A 17139-nucleotide genomic window follows, 5' to 3' on the forward strand; every position below is an offset into this window, starting at 1 on the left:
AGGAAAATCATGAGCTTTGAAGGTAAAGTTGCGCTGGTTACCGGCGCGAGTCGCGGCATTGGTCGTGCGATTGCAGAAACACTGGCGGCACGTGGTGCGAAAGTGGTAGGAACTGCAACCAGCCAGAGTGGCGCCGACGCCATCAGTGCTTACCTTGGCGACAAGGGTAAAGGCCTGTTACTGAACGTGACTGACGCTGATTCAATTAACAGCGTTTTAGAGAATATTCGCGCTGAATTTGGCGAAGTGGATATTTTAGTCAATAATGCAGGCATTACGCGTGATAATCTTCTCATGCGCATGAAGGACGATGAGTGGCAGGATATCCTGGATACTAACCTCACATCGGTATTCCGCCTTTCTAAGGCGGTCCTGCGTGCCATGATGAAAAAGCGCGTGGGCCGTATCATCACCATTGGTTCCGTTGTTGGCACCATGGGTAACGCGGGCCAGGCAAACTACGCAGCAGCAAAGGCAGGTTTGATTGGTTTTAGCAAATCACTGGCGCGCGAAATCGCGTCACGTGGCATTACCGTCAACGTCGTGGCTCCAGGCTTTATTGAGACTGACATGACGCGGGCACTGAACGAAGATCAACGTTCCGGTATTTTGGCGGAAGTCCCTGCGGGTCGCTTAGGCGAAGCGCAGGAAATCGCCAATGCTGTGGCATTTTTAGCCTCTGACGAAGCAGCCTACATCACAGGTGAAACGCTGCACGTCAATGGCGGAATGTACATGGTTTGATAAATCACGAAATCATTTGCTTTATTTGCGGTTAAAACCGCAAAATAACGCAAAATCGTGGTTCGACCAGCCGGGATTTTGTTGCATCTTTTTCACCATTTTATACACTACGAAAACCATCGCGTAAGCGAGTTTTGATAGGAAATTAAATAGTATGAGCGATATCGAACAACGCGTTAAGAAAATCATCAGTGAGCAGCTGGGTGTGAAAGAGGAAGAAGTCACCAACTCTGCATCTTTCGTAGAAGACCTGGGTGCCGATTCTCTTGATACCGTTGAGCTGGTGATGGCTCTGGAAGAAGAGTTTGATACTGAGATTCCAGACGAAGAAGCTGAGAAAATCACTACCGTTCAGGCAGCGATCGACTACATCAATAGCCATAAAGGCTAATGAATATCTTCAGGCGGTCGCTCGACCGCCTGATTTTTTTGTTTGTCCCACATAGTTCCCTATTTCCCCTCCCTGGAGGACGAACGTGTCTAAGCGTCGTGTAGTTGTGACTGGTCTTGGCATGTTGTCTCCTGTCGGCAATACCGTAGAGTCTACCTGGAGTGCTCTCCTTGCCGGTCAGAGCGGCATTACCCTGATCGACCATTTTGATACCAGTGCTTATGCAACCCGTTTTGCAGGCCTGGTAAGAGATTTTAATTGTGATGACTACATCTCGCGCAAAGATCAGCGCAAGATGGATGCCTTCATCCAGTACGGCATTGTGGCCGGTATGCAGGCCATGCAGGACAGCGGTCTGGTTATTACCGAAGAAAATGCAAGCCGTATGGGCGCAGCAATTGGCTCCGGCATCGGTGGCTTAGGTCTGATTGAAGAGAATCATACCTCACTGGTCAACGGTGGCCCGCGTAAAATCAGCCCATTCTTTGTGCCTTCAACCATCGTTAACATGGTGGCGGGTCATCTCAGCATCATGTATGGCCTGAAAGGTCCAAGCATCTCTATCGCGACAGCCTGTACTTCTGGTGTGCATAACATCGGTCATGCCGCACGTATCATCGCCTATAACGATGCTGACGTGATGCTGGCGGGTGGCACAGAGAAGGCCAGTACGCCATTAGGTGTCGGTGGTTTTGGTGCAGCACGCGCTCTCTCAACCCGTAACGATAACCCGCAAGCGGCCAGCCGCCCGTGGGATAAAGATCGTGACGGTTTTGTGCTGGGTGACGGCGCTGGCATTGTGGTACTCGAAGAGTACGAACATGCGAAGAAACGTGGTGCGGAAATCTACGCAGAAATCGTAGGTTTTGGTATGAGCAGTGATGCCTACCACATGACTTCACCACCAGAAGATGGTTCAGGTGCCGCAGCGGCAATGATCAATGCGCTGCGTGATGCTCAGCTTACGCCAGAGCAGATTGGCTACGTCAACGCGCACGGTACTTCCACGCCAGCCGGTGATAAAGCGGAAGCGCAGGCGGTGAAATCGGTCTTCGGGGCAGCAGCCAGCAGTGTCATGGTTAGCTCAACCAAATCAATGACCGGACATTTACTGGGTGCCGCAGGCGCTGTTGAATCAATTTACTCGATTCTGGCACTGCGCGACCAGGCCGTTCCACCGACCATTAACCTGGATAACCCGGATGAGGGCTGCGATCTCGACTTCGTGCCGCACACCGCGCGTCAGGTTCCTGGACTGGAGTACACCCTGTGCAACTCCTTCGGTTTCGGCGGAACCAACGGTTCGTTGATCTTCCGTAAAGTGTAATCGTTGCAGATTGCTAAAAAGGCCCGCGATGCGGGCCTTTTTTTATCCTGCAGAATGCGCTGAAATCACGTCTCACGCTCAGGAGAGAACGATGTGGATTAACGGGGTTAAACAATCGACGCTGGCTGCCAGCGACCGCGGCCTGCAGTTCGGCGATGGCTGCTTTACTACCGCCGCCGTGTGCCAGGGTAAAATCCTGCTGCTGGAGAGTCATATGCAGCGCCTCAAAGCGGGCTGCGAGCGGTTATGGATCGGCGGTGTCGACTGGGATCAGCTTGAGGCTGAGATGAGACAGGCCGCGCACGAGCAGGCGCAGGCGGTGCTGAAAGTGATTATCAGTGCCGGCAGCGGCGGACGGGGTTATAGCCGCCCTGTCTGTGGTGAACCCACGCGCATCGTCTCATTAGCGCCCTGGCCGCAACACTATGCCGGGTTACAACAGCATGGTGCTTCACTCCGGCTGAGTCCGATTCGTCTGGCGCGAAACCCGCAGTTTGCGGGTATCAAGCACCTTAACCGACTGGAGCAGGTGATGATTCGGGCTCATCTTGACCAGACAGACGCTGACGAGGCGCTGGTGCTTGACACTGAAGGTTGGGTGGTGGAATGCTGTGCGGCCAATTTATTCTGGCGGCAGGGCGGGCAAATTTTTACGCCTGATGTCTCCGCGTCAGGCGTGGATGGCATTATGCGGCGAAGTCTGATGGCGCAACTTGCAGCAGCAGGTCAGGCTTGTCAGGTGATAAAAAGCGCACCGGCACAGCTGCTGGCCGCTGATGAAGTGGTGATATGTAACGCGCTGATGCCGGTTCTGCCGGTCCGACAGATAGAAGCCGTACAGTTTACTGAGCGCTCGCTGTTTAATCAGTTGCACGCAGGCTGTAAAAAGATAATGGATGCATCATGATTCGAAGCAAAAAAATTCTCGTCAGCCTGCTGGCGATTGTGGGTCTTGCGGCTGTGCTGAGTTACTGGCAGGTTAAGCAGTTTGCCGCTACCCCGTTGAGCATTAAGCAGGAAACAATCTTCACATTGCCAGCCGGTACGGGCCGGGTCGCGCTCCAGGCGCAGCTGGAAGAGAAAAACATCATTCCTCACAATATCTGGTTTGGCGCGCTGCTGCGGCTGGAGCCGGAGCTGGCGACCTTTAAAGCGGGCACCTATCGCCTTGAACCGGCCATGACCGTACGCTCGCTGTTACAGCTGCTGGCGAGTGGTAAAGAGGCGCAGTTCCCGGTACGGTTTGTGGAGGGGCAGCGGCTGAAAGAGTGGCTCAGCGAGCTGCGTAAAGCGCCCTATATCCGCCACACTCTGAAAGATGATCAGTTCGCCACTCTTGCCAGCGCACTCAATGTGGAGCCTGAGCAACTGGAGGGCAACTTCTTCCCGGACACGTATCTCTACACCGCCAACACGACAGATATGGCGCTGCTGCAACGCGCGCATGATCGGATGAAGAAAACCATCGATGAGGTGTGGCAGGGACGGGCAGATAATCTGCCGTACAAAACGCCACAGGATCTGGTGACCATGGCCTCGATCATCGAGAAAGAGACCGGCGTCAGCGAAGAGCGCGCGCGCGTGGCCTCGGTGTTTATCAATCGCCTGCGCACAGGTATGCGTTTGCAGACCGATCCCACGGTGATCTACGGCATGGGTGACAGCTATAGCGGTACGCTGACCCGCAAAGATCTTGAGACGGCCAGCGCGTACAATACCTATATCATTAATGGTCTGCCGCCGGGACCGATCGCGATGCCCGGCAAAGCCTCACTGCAGGCAGCGGCTCATCCCGAGAAAACTAACTATCTCTACTTTGTTGCAGACGGCAAGGGCGGGCATACGTTTACCACCAATCTCGCCAGCCATAATAAGGCGGTGCAGGTCTACCGGCAGACGCTGAAGGAAAAAAATGAACAGTAAGTTTATCGTCATCGAAGGCCTGGAAGGCGCTGGAAAAACCACCGCACGCGACGCCATCGTCGCTACGCTGCGCGCTCGTGGCATCAGTGATCTGGTTTATACCCGTGAGCCTGGCGGTACGCCGCTGGCAGAACAGCTCCGGGTTTTGGTTAAGCAGGGCATTGAGGGTGAGCAGGTGACGGATAAAGCCGAACTGCTGATGCTCTATGCCGCGCGGGTTCAGCTGGTAGAGACGGTGATTAAACCGGCGCTGGCTCGCGGTGCCTGGGTAATCGGCGATCGTCACGATCTCTCCTCTCAGGCTTATCAGGGGGGTGGCCGTGGTCTTGACAGCGGACTGATGCAGACGCTGCGCGATGCGGTCCTGGGTGATTTCCGTCCCGATCTGACGCTCTATCTTGATGTCACGCCTGAAATCGGTCTGCAGCGCGCCCGTGCGCGCGGTGAGCTGGATCGGATCGAGCAGGAGTCGCTGCGCTTCTTTGAACGTACCCGTACACGCTATCTGGCGCTGGCCGCAGACGATCCCACTATCCTGACCATCGATGCCACTCAGTCGCTGACAGAGGTGACAGCGTCACTTCAGGTGGCGCTGGACCGCTGGCTGGCGGAGCAGGCGTGATGAACTGGTATCCGTGGCTGAATCAGCCTTATCGCCAGGTGATTGGCCAGCATCAGGAGAATCGCGCGCATCATGCGCTGTTGATCCAGGCGATGGCTGGGATGGGCGATGACGCGCTGGTCTGGGGGATAAGCCGCTGGCTGATGTGCCAGCAGCCGGATGGACTGAAAAGTTGCGGAGCGTGCCACGGTTGCCAGCTGATGCAGGCCAATACTCACCCTGACTGGTATCGGTTAGAGGCTGAGAAGGGCAAAAGTACCCTGGGCATCGATGCGGTGCGGCAGGTGACAGAAAAAATGTATCACTTTGGCCAGCAGGGCGGCGCGAAAGTGGTCTGGCTGCCGGATGCAGCACAGCTTTCGGAAGCGGCCGCTAACGCCCTGCTGAAAACGCTGGAAGAGCCGCCAGCCAACAGCTGGTTCTTCCTCAGCAGCCGCGATCCGTCACGTCTGCTGGCCACGCTGCGCAGCCGCTGTATGACGCTGCATCTGACGCCGCCCGATGAGGGACAAAGCCTGCTCTGGCTGAAGAAACAGTCCTCGCAGGATGAACAGATGCTGCTGGCGGCGCTACGCCTGAGCGCAGGCGCGCCTGGCGCGGCGCTGAGCCTGCTGGAAAACGGGCCGTGGCAGGCGCGGCAAAAACTTTGCGATGCGCTGCCTGCGGCGTTGCAGCAGGACATCCTGCAACTATTACCTGCGCTGAATGCTGACGATGCGGCAGCACGTATCGGCTGGCTGCTCTCTTTACTGCTGGATGCGATGAAATGGCAGCAAAATGCAGGTCAGTGGCTGAGTAATATTGACCGCCAGGATGTGGTACAGCTGCTGGCCGGATATTTTTCAGCCAGCGCGCTCAACAGCAGTACTCTGGCATGGATGCGCTGTCGCGAGCAGTTACTGCAAGTGGCGTCAGTGAATCGCGAATTATTACTGACCGATCAGCTTCTGAGCTGGGCGGACAAACAGAAGCCCGCGCTGATCGGTTAAACCTATCTGAGAGTAATTATGTTTATTGTAGATTCCCATTGCCATCTCGATGGCCTGGATTATGAAAAGAACCATCGTGACCTTGATGATGTGATCGCTAAAGCGGCGGCACGTGATGTGAAATTTATGCTGGCCATCGCCACCACGTTGCCGGGTTTCCATACCCTGAAAAACCTGGTCGGCGATCGGAAAAATATTGCTCTCTCCTGCGGCGTGCATCCGCTGAATCAGGAAGAGGCCTATGACGTTGAAGAGTTTCGCCGGCTCTCTGCCGATCCTCAGGTGGTAGCGCTCGGTGAAACCGGGCTGGATTATCACTATCAGCCAGAGACCAAAGATCAGCAGCAGCGCTCGTTCCGGGAACATATCCGAACCGGGATTGCGCTCAATAAACCGATTATCGTCCACACGCGTGATGCGCGTGAAGATACGCTGGCGATTCTGCGTGAAGAGCAGGTTGAACGCTGTGGCGGCGTGCTGCACTGTTTCACTGAGGATCAGCCCACCGCTGCTAAGCTGCTCGATATGGGCTTTTATATCTCCTTTTCCGGTATCGTTACATTCCGTAATGCAGAACAGTTACGCGAAGCTGCGCGTTATGTGCCGCTGGACCGGATGCTGGTGGAAACGGATTCACCTTATCTGGCACCCGTGCCGTATCGTGGCAAAGAGAATCAGCCTGCTTATACACGCGATGTTGCCGATTACCTGGCGGTTCTGAAAGGTGTCGATGTGGAAACGCTGGCTGCCGCCACCACGCAAAACTTCTCAACGCTGTTCCATATCCCGATGAGCCAGCTCGGCGCATAACCGGCTTTTATTTCAGCCTCTGTAATTAATCTGTAACCTGCCTGTATGACCCTGTTTTTTCAGACAGGGTCAGCTTTTTATCGTCAATTACCGATGCACATCAGTGAGAAATTTCGTAAAGTGCGCCCTTGTGATTGTCGAAACGTGATAGCCATCAAAGTAACAAAACGGGATTTATTTTACCCTTCGTAATAAATCAAAAGGCGGTCACCGCCAGCCCGGTAAAGAATCCTCCCTCTTTGCCACGCGCACTGCGCAAATATGCACTCATACTCAGGAGCTTCACGCTATGTTCAAAAATGCTTTTGCCAACCTTCAAAAGGTCGGTAAATCGCTGATGCTGCCGGTATCGGTTCTGCCGATTGCCGGTATTTTGTTAGGGGTCGGTTCAGCCAATTTCAGCTGGTTACCTGCAGTGGTTTCGCATGTAATGGCAGAAGCGGGTGGATCGGTGTTCGCCAACATGCCGCTGATTTTTGCTATCGGTGTGGCACTGGGCTTTACCAATAACGATGGCGTTTCGGCGCTGGCAGCAGTGGTTGCCTATGGCATCATGGTGAAAACCCTGGCGGTGGTTGCGCCGCTGGTGCTGCATATGCCTGCGGCAGAGATCGAGGCTAAACACCTCGCCGACACCGGCGTTCTGGGCGGTATTATCGCGGGCTCCATCGCCGCTTATATGTTCAACCGCTTCTATCGCATTAAGCTGCCGGAATATCTGGGCTTCTTTGCCGGTAAACGCTTTGTGCCAATTATCTCCGGTCTGGCCGCTATCATTCTCGGCGTGCTGCTCTCCTTTATCTGGCCACCGATTGGTTCCGCGATTCAGGAATTCTCACAGTGGGCGGCCTATCAGAACCCGGTTGTCGCCTTTGGTATTTATGGTGTAATCGAACGTGCACTGGTGCCGTTTGGTCTGCATCACATCTGGAACGTTCCTTTCCAGATGCAGATTGGTGAATACACCAATGCGGCAGGTCAGGTGTTCCACGGTGATATCCCACGCTACATGGCGGGTGACCCGACAGCAGGCAAACTCTCTGGCGGCTTCCTGTTCAAAATGTACGGTCTGCCAGCGGCAGCGATTGCTATCTGGCACTCAGCGAAGCCTGAAAATCGCGCTAAAGTGGGCGGTATTATGATCTCCGCCGCGCTGACCGCATTCCTGACCGGTATCACCGAACCGATTGAATTCTCATTCATGTTCGTCGCACCGATCCTGTATGTGATCCATGCGCTACTGGCAGGTCTGGCATTCCCAATCTGTATCCTGCTTGGTATGCGTGATGGCACCAGCTTCTCACACGGTCTTATCGACTTTATCGTGCTGAGCGGCAACAGCAGCAAAATCTGGCTGTTCCCGATTGTCGGTATCATCTATGGCCTGATTTACTACACCGTGTTCCGTGTGCTGATCGCCAAACTGGATCTGAAAACACCTGGCCGTGAAGAGAGCAGCAGCAGCGAGCAATCTACCGCGACCGGTACAGAGATGGCGGGCAAGCTGGTGGCGGCGTTTGGTGGTAAAGAGAACATCACTAACCTGGATGCCTGTATCACCCGTTTGCGCGTCAGCGTCGCCGATGTCGCGAAAGTGGATCAGACTGAACTGAAAAACCTCGGCGCTCGTGGCGTAGTGGTTGCCGGTTCCGGCGTTCAGGCAATTTTCGGGACTAAATCTGACAACCTGAAAACCGATATGGATGATTACATCCGCAGTATGTAATGATTCAGAGTAATGAAAAAGCCCCGCTTAGCGGGGCTTTTTTTTGGCACGTGTTACAGGTAAACGCGCAGATACTCAGTCAGGCAGAGCAGGGCCATTGCCTGACCGTAGGGCATCGAGGTGAGAGGAACCGTGCGGTAGTAGTCCAGGTCACTGCCCATCGCGGTACCAAAAGAAACCTGTTTCAGCTCGCCATCGTCATCGATATTCGCAATCACGCCGCGCAACGCTTTTTCCGCTACCTCCCGGTATTCAGCAGGGAGATAGCGCTTGCGAACCCCTTTCAGAATGCCATAAGCAAATCCTGCCGTGGCGGAGGCTTCCGGGTAGCTGTCTGGATCATCAAGCAGAGTGTGCCACAAGCCGCTGCTGTGCTGACAGGCCTTGAGCGCTTTGACCTGGGTTTCCAGCACCTGCTGCAGGAAGCGGCGGGTAGCATGATGCTCAGGCCAGTTCATCATCTCCAGGAAGTCAGGAATCACAATCGTTACCCAGCTGTTGCCACGCGCCCAGCGTGCATCAGCAAAGTTATGACGGCCATCGAAGTTCCAGCCGTGGAACCATAAGCCGGTTTCGCGATCCATCAGATACTGGGTGTGCAGCAGGAACTGATAGCTCGCTTCTTCCACCCACTCGTCGCGTTTCAGCAACTGGCCGATTTTGGCCAGCGCCATTACGCTCATCATCAGCGTATCGTCCCAGAGCTGCTGACTGTTTTCATTGTTATAGACGATGTGCTGCAGGCCGCCCTGTTCGGTGCGCGGCATTTCATACATCACCCACTCAGCCCAGCGCTCAAGCACCGGCACCCAGGCCGGGTTACCGGTCTCTTCATAACGGTAAGCCAGCGTCAGAAAAGGACAAACGGTATTCACATTTTTGGTCGGCGTTCCTTCTGCCAGACGCTCAGTAAACCACTCATCAATGATCGCCAGCGTCTGCTGGTCGCCGGTTTGCTGATAGTAGTGCAACATGCCATACAGACCGATGCCATGAGTCCATTCCCAACCCGCCCAGCCTTTGGTATCAATCACCCGGCCATCGTCCAGCCGCAATAAAAATTCGCCTGTCTCATCGGTGATGTTAACCAGATTTTGTGTCAGCTTTTGAATCAGCTGTACCAGTTCGCTGCGTGGCAGCAGATGCTCAGGTTGGCACAATAATTTGCTGTGTTTAACGGGAAATACAGTCATGGTTTATTCCTGTCGTTTTAAGGTCGAGTTTATAGAAGGGTGTAAAGAGGGGGGCGCGGACAATTTTTCAGGTGCTGGCTTATTACGGTTAAGAAAGCCAATGTTGTTGTTGCCCCACAGATTTTCGTAAGGCATGCCAGCCAGTGTTTCAACGATTCCGCGTGCTTCCGGGGTGATGCTTTCCGGCACGATGCGGTCCGCTTCGCGCATTTTCAGCGTTTCCTGGCGCAGAACAGTATGGGTCTGTAGATTAAGTTTAAAGCGAAGTGACACGATAAAACCGCAGGCCAGAACGGCTACTGTACCGATACTCAGGATCGCCAGGATAGTGTGGCTGACGCCGGGTACCTGGGTTGCCTGACCAGAGACAAAACCAGAGAGCTGCAGCACGATACCGACCAGCATGACGGCACCCGCCTGCGACGCTTTACGCGTCAGCGTCATAATGCCAGCAAAAATGCCTTCACGGCGCTGACCGGTGATGGCCTCATCGACATCCGCGATATAGGTGTAGGTGTTCCATGGCACATAGTTAATGCCGCCACGTCCCAGACCGGCCAAGGCAGAAATGACTAACAGCAGTGACATGTTGTCATTCATGCCGGCATACCACAGTCCGGCATAGGAGAGTGCTGCCACACCAAACAGGATAGCCACCAGACGGTAGGCAGGTGCAGGCCCCATGCGGATACAGAGCGGGATCATCGCCATCACAGCAATAAACTGCAGCACTGCCATGGTACCCATCAGGCTGGAGGCAACCTGAGCACTCTGCATCAGCACAAACACCACATACCAGGTAAAGACGGCATTAAAAACATCCTGGGCGATATAGCCACCGAGGTACATGCCAAGGTGCTGGCGGAAGATGCGAATACGTAAAGTTGAGGCCAGCTCAACGTACAGCCGTTTAAGATTCTGCATCAGCGTCAGCTGCTGTTTTTCCTGCTCAGCACGCCGCGACTCGGCAGAGAAATCATCCGGGTGACGTTCCCAGGTAAAGCACCACACCAGCGTCAGCACCAGTGCGCAGATTACCGAGAACACCATGCTGGCGTAGAAGAAGGAGTCGGGATTATCTTTGCCCAGCATACCCAGTAAAATGCCGGGTAAAAATGCGGCCAGTATGGCTGAGAGCTGCGCCAGACCAATACGCGCACCGGAGAACCGGGTTTTCTGTTTGAAATCGTCAGTCATTTCCGGTACCAGCGTTTCATAAGGCACGAGGATCATGGTGTAGACGATATCAAACAGCAGGTAAGTGCAGAGATACCACCAGAAGTTCATGTCGCTGACCCACATCAGGCTATAACTGAATACACAGGGTATGCCGAGCAGGATAAAAAATTTGCGGCGGCCAAAGCGTTTGCCCAGCCAGGTTGAGCCAAAGTTGTCGGTAATAAAGCCCATGAGTGGGCTGACCACGGCATCCAGCACGCGAGCGGTAGCAAAGATCAAGGTGGCCTGAATCGGGGTTAATCCACAGAAGGTGGTATAAAAATAGAGCAACCAGGCGGCTGTGAGTGCCGTGGTGCCTGCTCCGAGAAAATCTCCGGAACCATAGGCCAGATAGTGGCCAAGACCAATTTTACGTGAGCGCATAGCTGATGCTCCTTGATGTTATATGGCGGTATATCCCTGGTGATGCCGGACTTCTCACCCGGACTGATTAGCAAAGTAGAGCTGACAGGGCGGCTAAACCTTCGCAATTTGGCTAACGCCCGGGCTGAAGTGGCAGCCATATAAAGAAAAGGGTGGCGAAATTCTAATTTATAAAACAGCGTTTCATTTTACTGGTATGGCATGCGCCTTGTGGACACCAGGAATGCTGTTCAGGTGACAGAGGAGAGGGGCTACTGGAAAGGCAGGTGAACAATGCAAGAAAAGTGGTACTGAGGTTGAAAGAAAACAAATTTCTCCCGCATACTGATTGATTACGACTCAGGCTCAAGGAATTGCACCATGGCTGAAGAAACCATTTTTAGTAAAATTATCCGTCGCGAAATCCCCGCTGATGTGGTTTATCAGGATGAACTGGTTACGGCTTTCCGCGATATTTCGCCTAAAGCACCGACCCATATTTTAATCGTGCCAAATGTGCTGATCCCAACGGTCAACGAGGCGGAAGCGGCCCATGAGCATGCGCTGGGACGCATGTTTACCACCGCAGCGAAAATCGCCCGTCAGGAAGGGATCGATCAGAATGGTTATCGGCTGATTGTGAACTGCAATCAACATGGTGGTCAGGAGGTCTATCACATCCATATGCATCTGCTGGGCGGCGAACCGCTGGGCCCGATGCTCTCTGACTGACCTGATAACGGAAAAATGCTATGCGATCCTGGCTGACTGGCCTGCCGATCCTGCTCTGCCTGACGGCCTGCAGCAGTGAAAAACCGATGATCAATACCTCACAGTCGCTGGTGATGGAGTCTTCTGTGCTGTCAGCAGGGATCATTACCGATGAACCGACGCTGGATGAGAACGATGGACTGAAACGTGCTACCAGCGTGCTCTATAATCAGCGCGAAACACCGGTCGTTGTGCACTATCGTTATTACTGGTATGACGACAAAGGTCTGGAAATCACTCCGCAGGAACCGGCGCAGACCGTTACCGTTCCGGCGCAGGGCAGTATTGTCGCCACCTCGCAGCTGGGTAACCTGACTGCCAGCAAGGTTCGTCTTTATCTCTATCTTTAAGGATTTTCTACGTGATACGCAGTGTTAATCGTACCGGAGCGCTTCTGATGGCGCTCATACTGACCGGCTGTGTCGTGAAACAGCAGCAGCCCGCCACGGTTGAACCGACCCAGCCAGCAGAGCCGGTGCAGCCTGTTCCGCAACCTGAGCCGGTGCCACAACCGCAGCCTCAGCCTGTGCCACAGCCACCGAAGCTGGTCACTATCAACTGGGATGCCAGTGTACAGCCGCTGGTGGCGCAGATGCTGCAGGCGACCAGCGCCGAGCCAGGCAGCGTGCTGCTGGTTGACCGCATCAAAAACAGCACCAATGGCGCGCTGCAAAGCGAGAAAGCCACAGCGGCTATCCAGAATGCGCTGAACAACAACGGCAAATTCACGCTGGTTTCTGCCGATCAACTGGCGCAGGCCAAACAGACGCTGGGTTTATCGCCGGATGACAGCCTGAACTCGCGCAGTAAAGCGATTGGTCTGGCACGCAACGTTAACGCCCAGTACGTGCTCTACAGTAACGCACGCGGCGATGTAAAAGCGCCAACCCTGCAGATGCAGCTGATGCTGGTGCAGACCGGCGAAATCATCTGGTCCGGCAACGGCATTGCACAGCATTGATTCCGCGTTTTCGCGGATGATTCGTCAGGTCACCGGCGAGCCAGAGAGAACGACATCGCTTCCGCTCGCCGGGCTGACCGGGCACAGTCAGAAAATTGTCAGTCCGCGTGGTCTCTTTGTCGCGCGGGCGGCACCTCAGCCGTCGATTCCCTTTGTTGACCGGCAGCGCGAGTATCGTCTGTTACGAAAACTGCGCGCCAGCGGACTGGCCCCCCAGCCTGTTGCAGGCCATCGACAGGGGAATGTGCTGAGCTGGTGTCCTGGCGAGGCGCTGGATGAACAGCGCTTCAGCCAGCAGCGTCCGCAGGTTGTTACTCTGCTGCAACAGCTGCACCAGCAGCCGCTGACCGGCTATCGTCTGTCGCTACTGCCGCTGCTTTGGCGGTACTGGCAGCAGGTTCCACAGCGCAATCATCGCTGGCTGCGGGCGCTCCGGCGGCTGACGCAGCGGGGCGAACCTCAGCCGCTGAGGCTGGCACCCCTGCATATGGACGTGCATGCCGGGAATATTATCCAGGGCGAGACAGGGCTGCATCTGATTGACTGGGAATATGCCGCGGATGGTGATGTGGCGCTGGAGCTGGCCGCACTCTGCGCCAGCGATCCGCAAAACCAGGCCGACTGGCTAATGGACTACGCTGCGGCAATGCGGCTGCCGCCTGATGCCCTGGTTCAGCAGGTCAGACGCTGGCAGCCCTGGCTGCGGTTACTGATAGCGAGCTGGTATCAGCTGCGTGCCGCTCAGTGTGACGATGAAGCACTACAACAGATGGCTCGACAGAGCTGGCAACAGATTTAATCGCGTCACGCAGAGGCGTAACGCTACAGGATTCAGGTTATGAGATCACATTTACCCGGCCCACTGATGCTCGACGTTGAGGGTTATGAACTGGATGGCGAAGAGCGCGAGATCCTTAAGCATCCACTGGTCGGCGGCTTAATTTTATTTGCCCGAAACTATCACGACCCGGCCCAGCTGGCAGAGCTGGTGCGGCAGATCCGCGCGGCCTCTCACGCCAGGCTGGTGATTGCGGTGGACCAGGAGGGCGGTCGCGTGCAGCGTTTCCGTGACGGCTTTACCCAACTGCCCGCCATGCAATCTTTTGCGGCGCTTCACGATCCAGAAACCGCCGGTGAAATGGCGCAGCAGGCGGGCTGGCAGATGGCGGCCGAGATGATTGCCATGGATATCGATATCAGCTTTGCGCCGGTGCTCGACATTGGTCATATCAGTGCTGCGATTGGCGATCGTTCTTTCCATGCCGATCCCGCCATCGCGCTTGCCGTTGCCCGCCGCTTTATTGCGGGGATGCATGAGGCAGGCATGAAAACGACAGGTAAACATTTTCCGGGTCATGGCGCGGTCAGCGCTGATTCGCATAAAGAGACGCCACGCGATCCACGCGATGAAAAAACGCTGCGTGAGCACGACATGGCGATTTTCAGCAAGCTGATTACCGAGCAGGCCCTGGATGCGATTATGCCTGCACATGTCATCTATACCGACGTTGATCCGCTGCCCGCCAGTGGTTCGCCTTACTGGCTCAAAACCGTGTTGCGCGAGCAGCTGGGCTTCGGCGGCGTGATTTTCTCCGACGATCTCTCGATGGAAGGTGCCGCGGTCATGGGCAGCTATCCTGAGCGGGCACAGCAGTCCCTCTCTGCCGGTTGCGACATGATCCTGGTCTGTAATCAGCGTCAGGGGGCTATCAGTGTGCTCGATAACCTGATCCCGGTCGGGTCAGAGCGGGTAACGCAGCTGTATCATCAAGGCAGATTGACCCGCGATACGCTGCAGGCAACGTCTCGCTGGAAAGAGAATGCCCGGCAACTGAGTGCACTTCAGGAACGCTGGCTGGCTCATAAAGCGTCGTGGTAAGGAGGGATTGCCCGGCGCTATCGATACCTTGAGGATTAACATGATTATCTATCTGCACGGTTTTGATTCAAACAGTCCAGGCAATCACGAAAAAGTGCTGCAACTGCAGTTTATCGACCCTGACGTCAGGTTGATCAGTTACAGCACCCGCCATCCTAAACATGACATGCAGTTTCTGCTGAAAGAGACGGACAAAATGCTGACGCTGTCCGACGACGACCGTCCGCTGATTTGCGGCGTCGGGCTGGGCGGCTTCTGGTCAGAGCGCATCGGTTTTCTTTGCGGTATCCGGCAGGCAATCTTCAATCCCAACCTGTTTCCCCAGGAGAACATGGAAGGGAAGATCGACCGGCCAGAAGAGTATCAGGACATCGCCACCAAATGCGTCAGCGATTTTCGCGAACGTAATCGTGACCGCTGTCTGACCTTTCTCTCCCGTCAGGATGAGGCGCTGGACAGCCAGCGCACCGCCGATCAGCTGCATCCCTTCTATGAAATTGTCTGGGACGAGACCGAGGGGCATAAATTCAAAAATATATCCCCACACCTTCAACGGATAAAAGCTTTCAAAACATTAGGTTAAGTCAGGCAGGCACCGCAAGGTGCCTGTTTTCATTGCGTAATTCTCTGAGTTTTATTTTCCCGCTTTGATGTATATCAATATTCTTATGTTCTCCCCTTCCCGCCATGCTATTCTGCGAGCAGATAGCGATTTTAACTTCGCCAACCCTATGTTTCTTAAGGTTTAATTTAACCTTTGGTTAACTTTTGGTTCACAATTTGAGGGGGTCTTTGTTGACTACGTCTGTTAAGAGAATTGTTATTGTCGGAGGGGGAGCGGGCGGCCTGGAAATGGCAACGCAGCTGGGCCATAAACTGGGTCGTAAAAAGAAGGCCGAGATTATCCTGGTCGATCGCAACCACAGCCATCTTTGGAAGCCGCTGCTGCACGAGGTCGCTACCGGCTCGATGGATGAAGGCATTGATGCGCTGAGCTATCTTGCCCATGCCCGCAATCACGGTTTCGAATTCCAGTTGGGTTCGCTTACCGACATCGATCGCAGCCGCAAAGTGATCCGTCTGGCCGAAGTGCTTGATGCGCACGGTGAAGTGCTGGTGCCACAGCGCGAAGTCGCCTACGACCAGCTGGTCATGGCGCTGGGCAGCACCTCCAATGACTTCGGTACGCCTGGCGTGAAAGATCACTGCATCTTCCTGGATAACCCGCATCAGGCGCGTCGTTTCCATAATGAGATGCTTAACCTGTTCCTGAAATTCTCCGCCAGCGAAGGCAAGGTCGAAAAAGTCAACATCGCCATCGTGGGTGGCGGCGCAACGGGCGTTGAGCTTTCAGCGGAACTGCATAATGCGGTCAAACAGCTGCACAGCTACGGATTCAAAGGCCTGGGACGCGAAGCGCTGAATGTGACGCTGGTTGAAGCGGGTGAACGTATTCTGCCTGCACTGCCACCGCGCATCTCAGCTGCGGCGCATCAGGAGCTGACCAAACTGGGCGTGCGCGTTCTGACGCAGACTATGGTGACCAGCGCTGAGCAGAACGGCCTGAATACCAAAGGCGGTGAGTTTATTGAAGCCGATCTGATGGTCTGGGCGGCGGGCATTAAAGCACCGGACTTCCTGAAAGAGATTGGCGGACTGGAAACCAACCGCATCAATCAGCTGGTGGTGAAAGAAACACTGCAGACCACGCTGGATGATGACATCTACGCCATTGGCGACTGCGCCTCCTGCGCATTGCCAGGCGGCGGCTTTGTTCCGCCTCGTGCCCAGTCAGCGCACCAGATGGCCTCACGCGCAATGGACAATATCCTTGCTCAGCGCCAGGGCAAACCGCTGAAGGCTTATGTTTACAAAGATCATGGTTCGCTGGTGTCGCTCTCCCGCTTCAGTACGGTCGGCAGCCTGATGGGCAACCTGATGCGCGGTTCAATGATGGTGGAAGGGCGCATTGCGCGCTTTGTCTACATCTCACTTTATCGTATGCACCAGATCGCACTGCATGGCTACTTTAAAACCGGCCTGATGATGCTGGTCGGCAGCATCAACCGGGTTATCCGCCCGCGGCTTAAGCTGCACTAAGTACTGCACTTAATCTGGTAAAGGCTGAGCCTCCTCATTTCAGAGGGGGCTTTTTTATGCCCTGAAAAGAGGATGAGACCGATGCCGACAGCGGAAACAGACCTTCATCTCGCCAGCATTCA

At 54.8% G+C, this 17139-nt stretch carries 18 protein-coding genes; 16 read left to right on the forward strand and 2 right to left on the reverse strand.

What is annotated here, in order from left to right; genetic code table 11:
• Positions 1 to 9: 9 nt before the first annotated feature.
• From fabG to ptsG, 9 genes are all read left to right on the forward strand, one after another.
• Complete coding sequence (gene fabG, locus F3I44_RS03225; protein ID WP_150009721.1) at positions 10 to 744, forward strand: 3-oxoacyl-ACP reductase FabG; 735 nt, start codon at positions 10 to 12, stop codon at positions 742 to 744.
• A 154-nt stretch (positions 745 to 898) separates the two neighbouring features.
• Entirely contained in the window at positions 899 to 1135 is a 237-nt protein-coding gene (gene acpP / locus F3I44_RS03230) for an acyl carrier protein (RefSeq protein WP_003849865.1), read from the forward strand.
• A gap of 85 nt (positions 1136 to 1220) precedes the next feature.
• The gene (fabF, locus tag F3I44_RS03235; protein ID WP_150009719.1) at positions 1221 to 2462 is read left to right on the forward strand and encodes a beta-ketoacyl-ACP synthase II; all 1242 of its coding nucleotides are present in this window, start codon (positions 1221 to 1223) and stop codon (positions 2460 to 2462) included.
• A gap of 91 nt (positions 2463 to 2553) precedes the next feature.
• Positions 2554 to 3369, forward strand: coding sequence for an aminodeoxychorismate lyase (pabC, locus tag F3I44_RS03240; protein WP_150009717.1), 816 nt, complete (start codon positions 2554 to 2556; stop codon positions 3367 to 3369).
• Positions 3366 to 4385, forward strand: a complete 1020-nt coding sequence (gene yceG / locus F3I44_RS03245) for a cell division protein YceG (protein ID WP_150009715.1) — start codon at positions 3366 to 3368, stop codon at positions 4383 to 4385. Before pabC ends, yceG begins: the two co-directional genes overlap by 4 nt.
• Complete coding sequence (gene tmk, locus F3I44_RS03250) at positions 4375 to 5007, forward strand: dTMP kinase (protein ID WP_150009713.1); 633 nt, start codon at positions 4375 to 4377, stop codon at positions 5005 to 5007. The genes yceG and tmk overlap by 11 nt, the downstream gene beginning before the upstream one ends.
• Positions 5007 to 5996 carry a DNA polymerase III subunit delta' gene (gene holB, locus F3I44_RS03255; protein ID WP_150009711.1) on the forward strand — a complete coding sequence of 330 codons (990 nt, stop codon included), beginning with the start codon at positions 5007 to 5009 and terminating at the stop codon, positions 5994 to 5996. Before tmk ends, holB begins: the two co-directional genes overlap by 1 nt.
• A gap of 18 nt (positions 5997 to 6014) precedes the next feature.
• Entirely contained in the window at positions 6015 to 6806 is a 792-nt protein-coding gene (locus tag F3I44_RS03260; protein ID WP_150009709.1) for a metal-dependent hydrolase, read from the forward strand.
• A 289-nt stretch (positions 6807 to 7095) separates the two neighbouring features.
• Positions 7096 to 8532, forward strand: coding sequence for a PTS glucose transporter subunit IIBC (ptsG, locus tag F3I44_RS03265; RefSeq protein WP_150009707.1), 1437 nt, complete (start codon positions 7096 to 7098; stop codon positions 8530 to 8532).
• Positions 8533 to 8585: 53 nt separating this feature from the next.
• Here ptsG and F3I44_RS03270 read toward each other — a convergent pair whose 3' ends face one another.
• Positions 8586 to 9725, reverse strand: coding sequence for a glycoside hydrolase family 105 protein (locus tag F3I44_RS03270; protein WP_150009705.1), 1140 nt, complete (start codon positions 9723 to 9725; stop codon positions 8586 to 8588).
• Positions 9726 to 9728: 3 nt separating this feature from the next.
• A complete protein-coding gene (locus F3I44_RS03275; protein WP_150009703.1) occupies positions 9729 to 11327 on the reverse strand; it encodes an MFS transporter in 1599 nt (532 codons plus the stop codon).
• A gap of 360 nt (positions 11328 to 11687) precedes the next feature.
• On the opposite strand from F3I44_RS03275, the gene hinT reads away from it, so the two are divergent.
• The 7 genes from hinT to F3I44_RS03310 all read left to right on the forward strand — a co-directional run bounded on the left by hinT (position 11688) and on the right by F3I44_RS03310 (position 17017).
• Positions 11688 to 12038 carry a purine nucleoside phosphoramidase gene (gene hinT / locus F3I44_RS03280; protein ID WP_013357465.1) on the forward strand — a complete coding sequence of 117 codons (351 nt, stop codon included), beginning with the start codon at positions 11688 to 11690 and terminating at the stop codon, positions 12036 to 12038.
• Positions 12039 to 12058: 20 nt separating this feature from the next.
• Positions 12059 to 12427, forward strand: a complete 369-nt coding sequence (locus F3I44_RS03285; protein ID WP_033732268.1) for a YcfL family protein — start codon at positions 12059 to 12061, stop codon at positions 12425 to 12427.
• Between the two features lie 11 nt (positions 12428 to 12438).
• Positions 12439 to 13038, forward strand: coding sequence for a penicillin-binding protein activator LpoB (gene lpoB, locus F3I44_RS03290; protein ID WP_150009701.1), 600 nt, complete (start codon positions 12439 to 12441; stop codon positions 13036 to 13038).
• Between the two features lie 16 nt (positions 13039 to 13054).
• On the forward strand, positions 13055 to 13837 hold the full coding sequence (thiK, locus tag F3I44_RS03295) for a thiamine kinase (RefSeq protein ID WP_150009927.1): 783 nt from the start codon (positions 13055 to 13057) through the stop codon (positions 13835 to 13837).
• A gap of 39 nt (positions 13838 to 13876) precedes the next feature.
• Entirely contained in the window at positions 13877 to 14917 is a 1041-nt protein-coding gene (gene nagZ / locus F3I44_RS03300) for a beta-N-acetylhexosaminidase (RefSeq protein ID WP_150009699.1), read from the forward strand.
• A gap of 40 nt (positions 14918 to 14957) precedes the next feature.
• Positions 14958 to 15500 carry an alpha/beta hydrolase YcfP gene (ycfP, locus tag F3I44_RS03305; RefSeq protein ID WP_150009697.1) on the forward strand — a complete coding sequence of 181 codons (543 nt, stop codon included), beginning with the start codon at positions 14958 to 14960 and terminating at the stop codon, positions 15498 to 15500.
• A 212-nt stretch (positions 15501 to 15712) separates the two neighbouring features.
• The gene (locus F3I44_RS03310; protein WP_150009695.1) at positions 15713 to 17017 is read left to right on the forward strand and encodes an NAD(P)/FAD-dependent oxidoreductase; all 1305 of its coding nucleotides are present in this window, start codon (positions 15713 to 15715) and stop codon (positions 17015 to 17017) included.
• Positions 17018 to 17139: the final 122 nt, after the last annotated feature.

Source organism: Pantoea sp. F_5, assembly GCF_008631595.1.
Lineage (GTDB): Bacteria > Pseudomonadota > Gammaproteobacteria > Enterobacterales > Enterobacteriaceae > Pantoea > Pantoea gossypiicola.

Excerpts from the sequence above, each read along its gene's own strand:
- fabG (WP_150009721.1), top strand. The coding sequence starts at position 10 with ATGAGCTTTGAAGGTAAAGTTGCGCTGGTTACCGGCGCGAGTCGCGGC.
- acpP (WP_003849865.1), top strand. The coding sequence starts at position 899 with ATGAGCGATATCGAACAACGCGTTAAGAAAATCATCAGTGAGCAGCTG.
- pabC (WP_150009717.1), top strand. The coding sequence starts at position 2,554 with ATGTGGATTAACGGGGTTAAACAATCGACGCTGGCTGCCAGCGACCGC.
- yceG (WP_150009715.1), top strand. The coding sequence starts at position 3,366 with ATGATTCGAAGCAAAAAAATTCTCGTCAGCCTGCTGGCGATTGTGGGT.
- tmk (WP_150009713.1), top strand. The coding sequence starts at position 4,375 with ATGAACAGTAAGTTTATCGTCATCGAAGGCCTGGAAGGCGCTGGAAAA.
- holB (WP_150009711.1), top strand. The coding sequence starts at position 5,007 with ATGAACTGGTATCCGTGGCTGAATCAGCCTTATCGCCAGGTGATTGGC.
- F3I44_RS03260 (WP_150009709.1), top strand. The coding sequence starts at position 6,015 with ATGTTTATTGTAGATTCCCATTGCCATCTCGATGGCCTGGATTATGAA.
- ptsG (WP_150009707.1), top strand. The coding sequence starts at position 7,096 with ATGTTCAAAAATGCTTTTGCCAACCTTCAAAAGGTCGGTAAATCGCTG.
- F3I44_RS03270 (WP_150009705.1), bottom strand. The coding sequence starts at position 9,725 with ATGACTGTATTTCCCGTTAAACACAGCAAATTATTGTGCCAACCTGAG.
- F3I44_RS03275 (WP_150009703.1), bottom strand. The coding sequence starts at position 11,327 with ATGCGCTCACGTAAAATTGGTCTTGGCCACTATCTGGCCTATGGTTCC.
- hinT (WP_013357465.1), top strand. The coding sequence starts at position 11,688 with ATGGCTGAAGAAACCATTTTTAGTAAAATTATCCGTCGCGAAATCCCC.
- F3I44_RS03285 (WP_033732268.1), top strand. The coding sequence starts at position 12,059 with ATGCGATCCTGGCTGACTGGCCTGCCGATCCTGCTCTGCCTGACGGCC.
- thiK (WP_150009927.1), top strand. The coding sequence starts at position 13,055 with ATGATTCGTCAGGTCACCGGCGAGCCAGAGAGAACGACATCGCTTCCG.
- nagZ (WP_150009699.1), top strand. The coding sequence starts at position 13,877 with ATGAGATCACATTTACCCGGCCCACTGATGCTCGACGTTGAGGGTTAT.
- ycfP (WP_150009697.1), top strand. The coding sequence starts at position 14,958 with ATGATTATCTATCTGCACGGTTTTGATTCAAACAGTCCAGGCAATCAC.